The sequence below is a fragment of the Cupriavidus sp. DF5525 genome (genome assembly GCF_040149425.2).
Classification (GTDB): Bacteria; Pseudomonadota; Gammaproteobacteria; order Burkholderiales; family Burkholderiaceae; genus Cupriavidus; species Cupriavidus pickettii_A.
This window is the reverse complement of the sequence record NZ_CP168265.1, coordinates 2,969,753-2,983,608: the sequence shown is the minus strand read 5'-3', so window position 1 is coordinate 2,983,608 and position 13,856 is coordinate 2,969,753. Positions and strand designations below refer to the sequence as shown.

General features: G+C 59.6%; 13 protein-coding genes. 10 read left to right on the top strand and 3 right to left on the bottom strand.

Features of this window, described 5'->3' with window-relative positions:
- Nucleotides 1-1,895 precede the first annotated feature (1,895 nt).
- Nucleotides 1,896-3,215 carry an AAA family ATPase gene (locus ABNX08_RS13905; protein ID WP_349604306.1) on the bottom strand — a complete coding sequence of 440 codons (1,320 nt, stop codon included), beginning with the start codon at nucleotides 3,213-3,215 and terminating at the stop codon, nucleotides 1,896-1,898.
- 172 nt (nucleotides 3,216-3,387) lie between these two features.
- On the opposite strand from ABNX08_RS13905, the gene ABNX08_RS13900 reads away from it, so the two are divergent.
- Complete coding sequence (locus ABNX08_RS13900; protein ID WP_374063676.1) at nucleotides 3,388-4,671, top strand: IS4 family transposase; 1,284 nt, start codon at nucleotides 3,388-3,390, stop codon at nucleotides 4,669-4,671.
- On the opposite strand, the gene ABNX08_RS13895 is transcribed toward ABNX08_RS13900, so the two are convergent.
- Nucleotides 4,640-5,449, bottom strand: a complete 810-nt coding sequence (locus tag ABNX08_RS13895; RefSeq protein WP_349606919.1) for a hypothetical protein — start codon at nucleotides 5,447-5,449, stop codon at nucleotides 4,640-4,642. The genes ABNX08_RS13900 and ABNX08_RS13895 overlap by 32 nt on opposite strands.
- A 224-nt stretch (nucleotides 5,450-5,673) precedes the next feature.
- Here ABNX08_RS13895 and ABNX08_RS13890 point away from each other — a divergent pair, with 224 nt between their 5' ends.
- The gene (locus ABNX08_RS13890; RefSeq protein ID WP_349606917.1) at nucleotides 5,674-5,958 is read left to right on the top strand and encodes an ADP-ribosylglycohydrolase family protein; all 285 of its coding nucleotides are present in this window, start codon (nucleotides 5,674-5,676) and stop codon (nucleotides 5,956-5,958) included.
- A 103-nt stretch (nucleotides 5,959-6,061) separates the two neighbouring features.
- Nucleotides 6,062-7,108: a WYL domain-containing protein gene (locus ABNX08_RS13885; RefSeq protein WP_349606915.1), complete on the top strand. Its 1,047-nt coding sequence runs from the start codon at nucleotides 6,062-6,064 to the stop codon at nucleotides 7,106-7,108.
- A 37-nt stretch (nucleotides 7,109-7,145) separates the two neighbouring features.
- Here the strand turns inward: ABNX08_RS13885 and ABNX08_RS13880 are convergent, their stop codons facing one another.
- A complete protein-coding gene (locus tag ABNX08_RS13880) occupies nucleotides 7,146-7,916 on the bottom strand; it encodes a hypothetical protein (protein ID WP_349606913.1) in 771 nt (256 codons plus the stop codon).
- Between the two features lie 265 nt (nucleotides 7,917-8,181).
- Between ABNX08_RS13880 and ABNX08_RS13875 the strand changes: the two genes are divergently transcribed.
- The 7 genes from ABNX08_RS13875 to ABNX08_RS13845 all read left to right on the top strand — a co-directional run bounded on the left by ABNX08_RS13875 (nucleotide 8,182) and on the right by ABNX08_RS13845 (nucleotide 13,856).
- Nucleotides 8,182-8,325: a hypothetical protein gene (locus ABNX08_RS13875; RefSeq protein WP_349606911.1), complete on the top strand. Its 144-nt coding sequence runs from the start codon at nucleotides 8,182-8,184 to the stop codon at nucleotides 8,323-8,325.
- A 104-nt stretch (nucleotides 8,326-8,429) separates the two neighbouring features.
- Nucleotides 8,430-8,846: a hypothetical protein gene (locus ABNX08_RS13870; protein WP_349606910.1), complete on the top strand. Its 417-nt coding sequence runs from the start codon at nucleotides 8,430-8,432 to the stop codon at nucleotides 8,844-8,846.
- 2 nt (nucleotides 8,847-8,848) lie between these two features.
- The gene (locus ABNX08_RS13865; RefSeq protein WP_349606925.1) at nucleotides 8,849-9,784 is read left to right on the top strand and encodes a 5'-nucleotidase; all 936 of its coding nucleotides are present in this window, start codon (nucleotides 8,849-8,851) and stop codon (nucleotides 9,782-9,784) included.
- Nucleotides 9,785-9,811: 27 nt separating this feature from the next.
- Nucleotides 9,812-9,979 (top strand): hypothetical protein, encoded by a 168-nt coding sequence (locus ABNX08_RS13860; protein ID WP_349606908.1) that lies wholly within the window; start codon nucleotides 9,812-9,814, stop codon nucleotides 9,977-9,979.
- Nucleotides 9,980-10,464: 485 nt separating this feature from the next.
- Nucleotides 10,465-10,974 (top strand): SMI1/KNR4 family protein, encoded by a 510-nt coding sequence (locus tag ABNX08_RS13855; protein ID WP_349606906.1) that lies wholly within the window; start codon nucleotides 10,465-10,467, stop codon nucleotides 10,972-10,974.
- 22 nt (nucleotides 10,975-10,996) lie between these two features.
- Nucleotides 10,997-12,664, top strand: coding sequence for a hypothetical protein (locus ABNX08_RS13850; protein ID WP_349606904.1), 1,668 nt, complete (start codon nucleotides 10,997-10,999; stop codon nucleotides 12,662-12,664).
- Nucleotides 12,665-12,683: 19 nt separating this feature from the next.
- The gene (locus ABNX08_RS13845; protein ID WP_349606902.1) at nucleotides 12,684-13,856 is read left to right on the top strand and encodes a hypothetical protein; all 1,173 of its coding nucleotides are present in this window, start codon (nucleotides 12,684-12,686) and stop codon (nucleotides 13,854-13,856) included.

The window sequence follows — 13,856 nt, the reverse complement described above, 5'->3', positions numbered from 1 at the left end:
AGCGACTGCTGCTGCGGTTGCCGTTACCAGGAGTGTTGTTTGGATTTTCGCTAGCGTAGCCATACTGATCGACCGCGTAGTTTGTGGGGGGGGCGAACCACCCTGTGGGCTTGCGGACCTACGGTCCGAAGGGGGGCAGGTCTGAAGCGCGACCGAGTGGCCTCGCGTCATCTGATCGCTCCCGGGCAATGCTTAGTAGGCATTCCGGGGGCGATGTCGGAGACATCGCTCCCTCGCTTGGGTTTGACGGCAATCCGGCTGGCTCGTAGCCTTCTCCACGGGGGAGGTCGTCGGAGGAGTGACGGCCAATGATAGGGAGCGGTAGATGGCGAGGGCCAACAACAGCAGGCTCAGCAGCAAGAGGCCAAACGCGCGCTCTATGGCTTCAGTCATGAGAGGTCCGGCTAGGTGAATGGCGTTGAGCGAAGACATAGGCTGGTCGCATCTGCCACCAGATGAGGCAGGACACGATCGGCCAGACTAACCAACGTGGCCCGAGGTCTTCGCACCACGCCTCGATTTCGCAGCGGCATTGGTATGCTGCGTCGATCGCCGATAGAGATCGGGTTGGATCTCGCCGCTGCTGGTCCTTAACGAAACGTAGATATTTCTCTTCGCGGCCATCGCCCCGACCACGCAGCATGGCCGGCACGCTCCGACGGTCATGGCACGCGTAGTCGGCCATTTTTAGGCTGGTGCCATGCATCGGTGTCCTAGGAGGATCTGCAAGTCGCATCGCATATTCCTGTTGGAAAGGTGTATGCCGACTGTGACAGTTCTCGCCGACAGCGCAACAATTTGATCCGCTGCCATGTCCAGCACCTGCCAGGTCTGTCTGGGGCAGGCGGTAACGGGTTGATGGTCAGGCGCGGCCGCTGGCCGGTGCTCAGAGCGCGAAGAGTACTGCAAAAGGACGTCTGCGCGCCAAGGCGAGTCAGATCTGGCCGTCAAACCCAACGGTAGATGATTTTTGTCGTCCGATAGGCGTACGCCAGTGGTACTTTTGTGAATGAGCAGTATGACGATGTGGGAATGCGAGAGTGGTCGCGCTGCGTCCAGGTGCGAATTCGCGCCATTCCGTAACAAGGAATGCTTGCGCCGCTTATGGGGCGCCGTTTTCGGCCAAGTGGGAGAGAAGGCGCTAGGCTAGACAATAGACGGAAATAGAGGTATCCGGAGATCCGCTACTGGCTTGGTTTTTCCGGCGATTTCGCGCAAAGAATAGCGATAGATCAATGTGGCTAACCGTACCGCAACCAGAGGTTATCGGCGGTCCGCTGAGCAGATATCCTTCCGACATGGGTGGCGACCATCGTCCAGTGCATTGTGTCTCGTCGGCGTCAGGAGGCTTACTCCTGTCTTATGCGCTTATACCTGCAGCCGACAGTGATGAGCCTGCCATCTGCGACGAGGGCATAGGCGTCAAGGTATTCGCTGAGCCGGCCAATTAGGCCGCCGGCGTAAGCGAGGACTCGTGCGCGGGCGCGGCGGTCGAAGAACAGGATTTCGGTGCCACGGGCATTTGGCCGACGGGCTCCGAATTGATCCAGCAAGTCAATCACGAGGGGCGGAACTCCGCGTTGTTGGCTTCGAATTGCTGAATGCGCCGTGAGGTCCAGTCGCGGACCGAGGCCTACGTTGCTGGTCTTGGGTTGGCGTTCCTTGGCATTTATCGATTCTCCCTTCGGCATGGTGTCTTCCTTCGTGTTGGTAGTGGACACAGCATGACGAAGTACATCCGGATCGCAACAATTCGCATGAAGCGTTTATCGCGCGGAGCTTGGTCTGCGAAAAGCCCTTCGTCTCCAAGCAACGGGCCATTCTTGGATGTGAGAGATGCGAATCCATGGATCTTGGGCGGGTGCGGCTGGATTCGATATGGACGAGCGCCCTGGTCAGCTTTCGCCGGCTCCGCGTTCCTCCGCCGTTGCTTTCGGGTTACGAAGGACCGGACTGTGCGCAGCACGATTGACTCTCCCACAAAGCGCTGATTCCACCGCGCCGAAGGCAGGTCTTTCTTGCGGCCAAAAGGGCGCCAGTAAGGTAAAAAGCTCATCGCGCGAAAGGGTGTAGCGTTCCAGCAATGACCTGCGGATAACGTCGAGAGCGGGGCGGTAACGACTGACCAGGGATACAGTCGCCTCATATTCCTGGCTGGCCATCATTTCCACGTAAACCTGTTCTTCCTGGCTCAGAACCGGTTTGTTCGAGGCATCGCGATGCAGGGTAAGGTTAACCGGCGACTTCTTAATGCCGGAAGGCGCGAAGCCAAGCTGACCGACCATATTCGCCAGAATCTGTGTCGCAGACTTGATGTCGCCGAGCGCCCCGTTGGTGATCAGCTTTTCGCCATAGACCACCGACTCGGCCGCGCGACCGCCGTAAAGGCCACGCACTTGCCACAGGAGATCCTCCCGGGTGTAGAGCGGTACCTCATTACCCGTGCGCAGAGCATAGCCGAGTGCACCCATATGGGACACCGACTCTACCGATACCTTCTGGGTCTGCTCCAGGACGCGAGCCTCATCGAGCGATCTGCCGGCCTCAGCATGCCGCAGCACGCTGGCCAGAAAATGTCCGGCTTCATGTGTGGCAACAATCTCCCGTTTTTCCACCTGATCCTTCATCTGCGCGCGATCAGTCAGTCCGATCATCGTGCGTTCGAAGGCACGCATCAGGATCTTATTGCTAAGCGGTGTGTGCTCCCGAATTGCGATCAGCGAGGCATTGTCCACAACCATTTCGATGTGGGCCGGAGAGAACCCGGAGGTCACTGCGGCGATCGCCTTGTAGTCGAGATCGTTCTCTTTGACGGAGTTATCTCGACGGGCCAGGAAATGACGAATCAGAGCTTCCCGTTCAAGGAGATTGGGAAGCCGGAAATTGACCTTGGTGCGGAATCGGCGTAGCACCGCATCGTCCATGGAGGACGTATGCTGGTCGAAGTTGCTTGCAACGACCCAGATTACGTTCTTGTCAGTCCTGGAGCGAACGCCGTCCAGGATCGAGAGCAAGGTGTTCGGGGTGTCGTCGTCGTAACGTCGACTATTCTCAGTCGAGCGTTGTATGAGCAGACGCTGTCCCTCATCGAGAAAGACAACACAACGGCCGATCCCATTGGCGCAGCGGCTAAGTTTCTCGAGCGTCCGGGAGCCCCCGCCAACCAGGCCGGTTTCCAGTTGCGACGCGTCCATATAGAGGAGGGGGACGTTCAACCCATCCCCTTATACAGAAGTAGGACCGTCTCGGCAGCGGGGCATGGAGCCTGAGGCCGCGGAAATTTCGAGGTAAGGGGTTGTTAACTTCGCCAGACTCGCGTTTACTCTCGGATTTTGGGCAGCAATGGGCAACGAGTCGGGGGCATGGGTGGACGAGGAATTTGAGAGTCTGGATCTTGGCGATCCGCGGCGGGATCGGCGGGCCAAGGAATTGCTCAAGCGGTTTGCGGCCCTGCCTACGGCGAGCATTCCCGGTGCGTGCGATGACTGGTCGCAAACCATTGCGGCGTATCGGTTTCTCGGCAATGAGCAGATCGATTGGCGGGACGTGATGCAGCCGCATTGGGAGCGCACGGCGGAAAGAGTCGCGCAGTTTCCGGTGGTGCTGTGCATCGCTGATACGACCGAGCTGAACTTCAATGGCCAGGAAATGGAGGGGCTGGGGCCGCTGAGCTACGAAGCCCAGCGGGGCATGTTTTTGCATCCGACCTACGCGGTGACGCCTGACCGTGAACCGCTGGGGGTGATCGATGCCTGGATGTGGGCTCGGGAACCAAAGGACGCCGACGGCAACCGCGGCGGGATCAAGGAAAGCGTACGCTGGACTGAAGGGTATGAACGCGTTGCGGAGCAAGCCGCGCTATTGCCCCAGACACGGCTGGTGTATGTGACGGACCGCGAGGGTGATATTGCCGAGTTGATGGCGCGCGCCCAGGAACTTGACCAACCGGCCGACTGGCTGATCCGCAGCCAACACAACCGCAACCTTGCCGAGGGCGGCAAGTTGTGGGATAGCGTCGACGCCAGCCCGGTACTCGGGGAAATCACCTTTATCTTGCCGGGGCGTGCAGGCCAGAAGGCGCGCGAGGTCAAACAGGAGCTACGCGCAAAACGCATGAGGCTGCCCGGTCTGGATGGCCCTGCGCTCACCTGTGTAGAGGCCAGGGAGATCGGAGCGCCCGCAGGCGTCAAGCCAGTGGTTTGGCGGCTGTTGACGAACCGAGAAGCGCAGGACGCCGATGCTGTCATCGAGCTCGTCGACTGGTACCGAGCCCGATGGGAAGTGGAGATGTTCTTCCATGTCCTGAAGACCGGCTGCAAGGTCGAAGCGCTACAGCTCTCGCACATGGACCGTGTAGAGCGGGCCTTGGCGTTGTACATGGTGGTGGCGTGGCGCATTGCCCGCTTGATGCGGTTGGGCAGAACCTGCCCGGATCTGGATGCGTCCCTGTTCTTCGATGCCGACGAGATTCGGGGGGCATATGTGCTCGCCAAGAAGGCCCGCCCGAAGACACCAGTCACACTCAATCAGATGATTCGGTTGGTTGCTTCCCTGGGTGGGTTCCTCGGGCGCAAGAGCGATGGCGAGCCCGGCGCTAAGACGATCTGGATCGGCATGCAGCGAACCATGGACGCCGCGCTCACCATTCAAGCACTGCGGGAAGAGTCATGACTTCTGTATAAGGAAATGCGTTCAACCGCCTGGCCAGAGCGGACGCCATTTTTGTCTTTCCGGTACCCGCGGGGCCTGTAAACAGGACATGCCAAGTGCGGGTAATTCCATGTCGTTCGAAAGTACTACGTTGCTCCCAAAGATCGGCCAGTTGCGTGACCTCGTCCTTGATGTCGTCACTGCCAATGAGATCGTCCATCGACACGGCGATGTCCTTTGGATGGATTACCTGGAACGGCTTTGGGCGGAACAGGAAGTGCTGAGCGATGAGGAAGATCGTCATGCACGAAACTGTCGTGCTCAGGAGCGATGCGAAATCGAACTTGTCCCCACCGACTAGGAAGGCCTCAGACTCGCCGTTGGATTGCTTATAGTGAATCGGCGTCGTACTCGCGAATAGGACCGTTTGTTCGAAGGCCTTGTAGCTATCCGGCGGCAGGATTGACTTGGTGATTTGACCATTCATCCAGTACGTAACGATTGCCACGTTGTCGAGGGCTCTGCTTCGGAAGATATCAAGCGATTTGATTCCGTCTCGATTCGCCACGATGCTGCCAACCGGGACTTCCGTGGCCTGGGCGAGAACGGATTTCGTGGTTTCATGGCTGAGGAAGAAATGCTGGGTCACCAGATCGGCAGTCACGAGCATCGGCACTAGGGCCGCCAGCATACCGTACAAGAGCCTTCGCTCTTTGACGGGCATGCTCGCAAAATTGCGCTTGATTGCTTTGACGGCTCGGCGAATAGCGTCGCGCATCTTTCGGGGGAGGTTCACCACGTCGGGCTCCGTTGTTGTTGTGAAAAAAATCTACTATCGTTGCCCTTTGACGCAACCATTTGAAATGGGAACCCGTGCGCATAGCCTTCCTCGGTGGCGATGAACGTGATGCCGCTGACCGAGGCTGAAGACTGTTGACAGGGGCCAAACCCTAGCGTTACAGGCCGCGTCGAGGACGCTCATAGCCAACTGGCTGGGGGACGTTCCTGCGCGAACTCGATGTATTGCGCCGCTTTGCCACGTCGGACGTGCCGCGCGGCACCGGGTACGTGGTCGACACGCTCCGGTCGGCGCGAGGGGCTCTCGATGCGGCCACCTTCGACGACTTCGTGCGAACCGCCATTGCATTCGGCAACGACACGGACACGACCGCATGCGTTGCGGGCGGCCTAGCCGATATCCGCTTTGGGGTCGGGGGCATTCCTTTGCGCTGGCTCGAGACATTGCGAGGGCATGACATCGTTGCGCCCATGCTGGGCCATCTGCTGGTTGGTGCCGAGGGCCGCTAGCCGCGCCCAACATCCCACATGAGTGGGGCGTCCGCGCCGCCTTTAGCGTCGCGCCATCCGCTACCATGGAGCCCACGAAAATCTAGGCAATCAACGACACATTATGTCGAGTTCAAAGAAGTGGCCGCGTCTGCAGGCGGAGATCCTGGCCTGCATGCCGACGGTGCCGAAGGAGCCGATGGCTTCGGGGCAGATCATTGCAGCCGTTTGCGCAAGGTTCGCCAGCGAACCGCCGAGCCGCCACACGATCCAGCGCGCACTCGAGGATATGGAGATCGATGGGTTGGTCGGTAAGGCGGGAACTTCCCGCGACCGGGTCTGGTGGCGCACCGAAAAGCACGCACCTTCCGAACTTGCCCGCCGACCGCCGCTGGAGCTCGCTATCGCGCTGATCACACTGAAGCGCCACGCCCGCCATCATCTGCCCAGCCATGTCGTCGGCGAACTGGAGGCGTTCTTCGCCGGGGCCGAACGAGTGCTAGGTGAGAGTCCGACCGATATGTCCCTGAGCCATGCCCGTGCATGGGCCAACAAGACAGTCCGGGTCGATGCCGGTTATCCGCTGATATCGCCGCCGGTCGGCGACGATATCCTGAATGCCATCCGTAAGGCCCTCTATCTGTCGCGGGTGCTTGAGGTCACCTACCAGAACTCCCAGCTCGACAACAATGCGCCCGAGACCTACAAGGTGGTGCCCCTCGGCTTGGTGGAGCGCGGCCCCGTCCTCTACCTGGTAGCAAGCCGCCAGCGCCGCGGCGGCGACTTCAAGCTCTACCAGCTCCGGCTCGATCGGTTCGTCTCCGCCGTCTGCTCGGAAACGCCCGCCGTGATCGATCCCGATTTCGACCTGAACGGCTATGTGCGGGACCACCAGGCATTCTCGTTCCTACCCGAACGCCAAATTCGACTCGAGCTTCGCGTGCGCGAGGAGGATGCGTACCGGCACCTGTTCCGCGAGCAGTGGCTGGCGGCCGACCAGGAGATCATCGACGAACCGGGCGGCTTCCGGCTTCACGCCACGGTGATGTTGTCCGTCGCATTGCGCAATCTGCTGATGGAGCGGAGCGCGCGCGTGGAAGTGCTGGCGCCTGCCGACCTTCGGCAAGAAATCGCCGAGAACCTGCGAGCGGCGAGCCGCCGCTATGAGTGACCGGCCTGCCAGGCAGGCCGGTTCGATTATGCCTTGGTTACAGTTCGGCATACTTTGTGAGCCCGGTGGGCCATGGATAGGCCACAAGGATTTCGGCCGACAGATCTACATCGGAAGGCCGTCGACGGAACATTCGCAAGCGGTCGCGCATGAGCAGGTTCTGCGAGATCGCGTGATCCATGACCTGGGCCTCCGCGGCTACCGCCACCCGTGCTGGCGTGGCATAGCCGAAGCTCAGGGCCGTGCCGACGGCAGCGGCCAGGCGGCGCGCAAGTGTGTCGCGGTCAAGCGCCCTTTCCTTCGAAAGAAGGCAGAGCGTGTTCGTCGCGGCCACGTCGTGCACGCTCCACGGACGCTCGTCTGGCGCCGCCAGCCATGGCTCGATCATCGTGCGAGCGATGATGTCGATCGATCCGGCCAGGCTGTTGGCTCCGGACAAAATCCAGCAGCCATGCCTGTGCTGTGGTAGATGCTGCGTCGAGCCCAGTACCAACGCCAGTTCGCTGGTGCCTCGGCGAAACGCCTTTTCCATGGCATCGACGGGGCCCATCGCGTTCCAGCGGGCACCGCCGAATACGCCGCTCAGCCGCGTGGCGTCCACCAGGTGGATGACCAGGTCCGGGCGCGGCGTTGCCCGCGCATCGGTCGTCCACTTCAACCGGCCGTCGAGGTCGGGCAAGTCGGGCAGCAGGCTGGCTGCCTCCTGCTCGGAAAATCCCCAATGACGCAGCAGTACCTGCTGGCTACGTGGCCTGACAGACGCTTGCCGGTAACCAACGGTGGCTGCGAAGTTCGAGATGACGTGCATGCGTGTCCTCCTGAAAAGTCCCGATGGGAACGCATTGTTGCCAGAGATCTGCGCATCGCATGCGCAGATCTCGAGATTTATTGCAGATCAACAAGAGGGTGGTGGCGAGAGGGGTGAGATAGCATCTTCCCTTATGCGGGGGAGGCGCATGGAGCGGTCGCTTCAGCATGTCGGCTTCCCCGCCGTTGTCATCCGACGGGGACGGTTTCCCGCCGCGCTGGGCAGAAAGCTTGGTTTGACTGATAGCAGGGTAGGAGATACCGAAATGCAGAAGGTCCGATTCGGCCTTTCGCTGGACGACCAGCGCGGCTGGCATCCGCACGATGCACTTGGCGAGTCGACGGTGGGACCGTTTGCAGAAGGAGCCCGCGTGGTGCACCCCCGCGATCGCCGTCGGCTTGGCGATTGACTGGCTGCTTTAACAGACCGCCACCGAACGCCGTCGATCTGAGCATGATTTGCGCAGATGTGGCGCTACCATCTTCCTTCCATTAGACCTGCCTGGAGCCAGCCGTGCCCCAACTCAACGAGCATATCGACGCTATTGCCCGCAAGGCAGGGCGCAATGTCCTCTACCTCACGTTCTTCGAGGATCCGTCTGGTGCGCCGGTGGAAGTGCATTGGGAGGACAACCCCTCGCGTCAGGCCATCGTCGGCTGGCTGGACGCGAACGGCTACACGTGGCAGGTGTGCGGGGAGGTGGCCAGTGACGATTGGCTGGTCTGCGGCTACCGGGGGTCGATCTATATCGACGTGCCATTCGACCCTGGGCTCGATGCCTACCGTCGGCTCGAGCATTACCTCGAACATACCGACGGTACGCTACGCCTGCCGCAGATGCGTTTCTGGGCGTTATCGCTGGCCTTGGCCATGCGGAACGCGCACCACGACGAACCCGGGTATTGGGAGCGCCGGATGGAGGATTTCTAGGCATGGCTTACGCAATTGAAGACAAGCTGGTCATTGGCGTTGCGTCCAGTGCACTGTTCGACCTGACCGAGTCGGATAGCATCTACCAGGCGCAAGGCGTGGAAGCCTATCGGCTGCACCAAGAACAGAACCTCGATGTGCCGCTTGCCAAGGGAGTGGCGTTCTCGTTCATCCGGCGGCTGCTTGGGATCAACAACGTGTTCGCCGAGCAGCGGCCGGTAGAGGTGGTGCTACTGTCGCGCAACTCGCCGGAAACGGGGCTGCGCATCTTCCGGTCCATCGCACACTATGAGCTCGACATCTCGCGCGCGGCCTTCACGGCTGGCGGCGCGCCCCATTCCTATATTCCGGCCTTCAACGGATCGTTGTTCCTGACCGCGAACAACAATGACGTCCGGGCTGCGATCGACGCGAACTACCCGGCGGGTCTTGTCCTGCCGTCGAAGGTCTACGACGACGAGCACGATCCGGAACTCCGCGTGGCCTTCGACTTTGACGGCGTGATCGCGGACGACGAATCCGAAACGGTGTTCAAGCGCAACAACGATGTGGGCGAATTTCAAGCTCACGAGCAGAGCCGCCGCCAGATTCCCCATCGCCCCGGCCTGCTTGCCGACCTGTTCCGCCAGCTTGACGCCCTGAGGAAACTGGAGGAGGCGCGCCTTGCCCACGACCCCGACTACCGGAAGATCCTTCGTATGGCGATCGTCACGGCGCGCAATGCACCCGCGCACGAACGGATGGTGACCACGCTGAAGAGCTGGGGCGTAACCCCCGACCAAGCGTTCCTACTGGGCGGCATGGAGAAAGCCCGCATCCTGGACGTACTGCGCCCTCACATCTACTTCGATGACCAGATTGGCCATCTGCGCTCCGAGGCCGGCACCATCCCGATGGTGCATATCCCGTTCGGGATTGCGAACAAGCCTGTCGCTTGACCGTGTTGAAACCCCGCGAAGGAGCATTTGTCCAAGCGATGCCATCCACGAGAGCCCGGTGCGGGCAAGCTGCTGGATGAGCGGTTCGAAGAAGGCCTGCTCGTCCTCGGTGAGCTCTGGCTCGTGGTCTGGCTCTTTGCGCAAAAGTTTCGTGGCCAATTTGAGATCGAGCGCGAAGCACCAATGGGCGCGTGACCCATTGGCCCATACAGTGCTCGATGCAGATTTGCATCGTCTCCGAGAAGCCCAGATATGCCATTCGTGGCCGGCCGGGATTTCGGGAGCTCAGCTTATAGATCTACTCATATCGTGGGGTATGACGGCCGTCCCCATAAATTCCTTCTGTTGGTTGCCGATACAACTGTCTTGGCCTCCAACGTCTTGAGGGTTAAGCGCACCACAGGACATTTCCTGCCCCGGCCGTTCTCGCTGATGGGATATCGAATGTCGGGAACGGCGGATTCTGTACTTCCGGAAGATAACGACCCTTTGAGCTTCGACTTGAGGGGTGGGCAAGAGTGGACAGGGTGAGCCGGGCGAGAGCAGGACTCAGCGAGAAGCTGGCGTCCAGCGCAGTTGCGACACTATCTGTCGCAATACCTCAGTAGAATTCCGCTATCCTTGCGCAATCTGAACCTACGTTCGAACAGCGTTTGTACTTCTGATAAAAGGGGCTCGCCGTGAAAAAACAATGGGAACAACTCGAGATTTGGCTCAAGGCGAATAACTCCGCACTATTCGCAGACCTTAATCCGCCCGCCACAGATGCCGACATCCAGGATCTGGAGCAAAAGCTAGGGGTAAGCCTGCCCGCTGCCTATATCGATTGTCTGAAGGTCCATATGGGGCAGAAGGGTAAGGCGGAATGGCTATTCGACGGAAACGAGTTCCTCTCGATCCGCCATGTCCTGATGAGTTGGTCGACATGGAACGATCTGCTTGACGAGGGCGATCTCGATGGTCGTATCGCTAGGTCGGACGCTGAAGTGCAGGCCGCCTGGTGGATGAAGGGCTGGATCCCGTTCGCTTCGAATGGCGGCGGCGACTACCTCTGCCTGGACATGAGCCCGTCTCCTCAAGGGCGCGCGGGGCAGGTGATCGAGGTCTTTCATGACTTCCCTGAGCGACGGTTACTTTCGCTGGACTTCGGGGACTGGTTCGACAACTTTGTCAGTCGCAAGCTGGACTGATCAGGATTACACGAGGTAGACGATGGAGCAAAAACTTTCTGACCTTCGCGAGCAGCGGTTGCAGAAGCTGTTCGCCGATTGCCAGCAGCAGGTGATCTCCCAGATCATCGGTCCGTTCGGACTGTCCATGGCCATGTTCGAGGACAAGAACGGCGGCAATGTGACGACGCTGCACAACTTCAAGCGGGCGGACAATGACTACGTAGCAACCGACGCCGACAAGGCGTTGCACGGGCAGTCGCGCAAGGAGTACAACGTCGAGGTCAGGGCGGAGTATGAGGTTGATACCAAGGCAAAGGCGCAGAACGCCGGCGGAAAAACCTGGGAAGAGAAGCGGGCGGAACGGATCGATCTGGGACAGGACGAATATACAGGCCGCGCAGTATCGACGGATGGAACGATCGAGCTGAAGGATGGTCGGGTGGTCCGGGCGGAGCTGGACCATGTCGTCTCGGTCAGTGAAGTCCACCAGGACCCGAAGATGCATCTTGCATTGGGCACCGCGGTGGAAGGCAAGGACGCCGGTGCAATCACTGTGGATGTGAGCCGCATCCGCGAAGCTGTCAACCATGACGACAACCTCGCACTCACCAATCAACCGCTGAACGGTTCGAAGAGCGACGACGATCTGCAGCAGTGGGCAGATAAGAAACGAAAGGACGGTTCCACCAACGCCGAGAAATTCGAGGTTGATGAAGAGCGGTTGCGCCAGAAACATGCCCAGGCGAAGAAGCACCTTGACAGCACGGCGAACCGCGCCTTGCTCAAGAAGCAAGCAACGGAATTGCTACAGACTGGTGCCAAACAATCGGCCCTGATGGGCTTGCGCCAGGCGCTGGGGCTGCTGCTGACCAAACTGGTGAATGGTCTGTTCAACGAACTCAAGGTGCTGATCCAGCATGGCGCGGAGCTCGGCAAGACGCTGTTCGAGGAAATCCGGGAGCGCCTGGCGCGGGTGATCGCATCGGTCGTCAAGTCGATTCCGGATGCGGTGTCCCAGATGTTCCATGGCGGCGTCAGTGGCTTCGCGAGCAATCTGCTGACGTTCCTGCTGAATAATTTTCTGTCGACGGCGAAGCGCTTCGTTACCGTGATCCGCGAAGGGCTGCTTGGCTTGTTCCGGGCGTTCAAGACGATCTTCTTCCCGCCCAAGCACATGACGGAGGACCAGGCCCTGCAGGAAGGACTGAAGATCCTCGCGACCGTTGTCGTCACCTCCGTTGGCATGCTGATCAACGAGTCGATCGCTACCTTCATGGCGACCGTGCCGTTCCTCAAGCCGTTCGCCGATGTTCTGACGCCGGTGCTGATCGGCATCATGACCGGTCTGCTATCGGCGTTCCTTGCCTACCAGATCGATTGCATGTTCGACCGCTATCGTCATTCGATGGACGAGAAGTTCATCGACGAAGTGCTGGCGGATGCCAGGCGGCGCGACGAGTTTGCCAACGAGCTGACCCGGCTCTCTCAAAACTCGCTCAGCAATATCGGGAACTGTTTGACATCCATCACTCGCTATCGGGAAATCGGCGCGACGTTTGGCGCCGCTGGTATCACCTCGGCCGTGACGCTGGCAAGCCTGGAGCAGACGGTCGCCGCAACGCGTGAGCAAGTGGCCAAGAGCGTCGATATGATCGAATTCATCAACGAAAGCCAGTCGGAGATCGAGGCTTTCCTGAAAACTATTTGATAGAGGAACAGAAGAAACCATGAGTGCGTTGAACAAGCATGAGTTGCAGATTGTCCAGGCGTTTTCCTCGGTGAGTGTCCCGGAAAAGCTCATGCGTGACAGCAATATCGAAGAGCTGATCAAGGCCATGCTTACCGAACAGGAAGCGGTGCAGAATGACGCCCGGCGCCTGGAGCGGCTACGTCAGGAAAGGAAAGATGGGAACTGGTTTGGCAACGTATGGAACGATCGCGACGAGAAAGTCCAAGACGCCAATATCGACCTGAACAGATCTATCGGCCGACTGACCCAGAAGTCCTCGCAATTGCTGGTGGTGAATACCGCGATTTCGAAAGTGCTGACCGACCAGCAACGCATGCTGCTGTGGCAACAGGATTTGTTGAAGCAGCAAGCCGACGAGTTGGAGGAACAGAACAAGAAGATCCTGGATCAGCAGCACCAGCTCTCGGAGCAGCAGATTGGGCTCAATGCGGCCAACAAAGGCTTGATGGAGGCCAAGGGCATCACGCAGGAACATGCGCAAAAGCTAGTCGGATGCGTCGTTCGTGTGACCGAGGCCGAGAAGAAAATCGATAGTGCCAACGCGGCCCTGCGTGCCGCGGTGGAGCAACGCGTTGGCGAATCGATCTCGCAATGCATCGCACAAGTGGATGGGAGCGTTGCGGAACTTCATCGGACGCACGACGCCTTCGGCAAGCAGATCGCCGATTTGTTTGCGGGGCAATTGGCAGACACAGAAGTGAAGCTCGCGCAATTCGCCAAACAGGCTGACAGCATCAAAGCCAGCGTGGAGCAGCAACTGCAAGCACATTTAGATGCCACCACGTCGCAACTGAATGGCATGGATGCGAGCATTGCGCAGCTTCATCAGCGGCATGACGTCGTCGGAGAGCAAATGACCGAAGTCTCCGAGCAATTGGAGGCTACGCAGGCAAAGCTCGTCCAGTTCTCCAGTCATGCCGACAGCTTCACGGCCGGCATCGAGCAGCAACTGCAGGCGCACATCGAGGCCACTGCGGCTGAATTGAATGGCAAGGTCCAGGCGCTAAACGAAATCGAATCCGGACTTGCGAGCCTGGCATCGGCGCAGGAAAGAGCCACGAAAAGGCATCGACTGACGCTGGGGTTGGTAGCCGGCATCTCCGTGCTTTCATTGGGGTGGCAGATTGCTTACCGCTTCGCGAGCCTATGA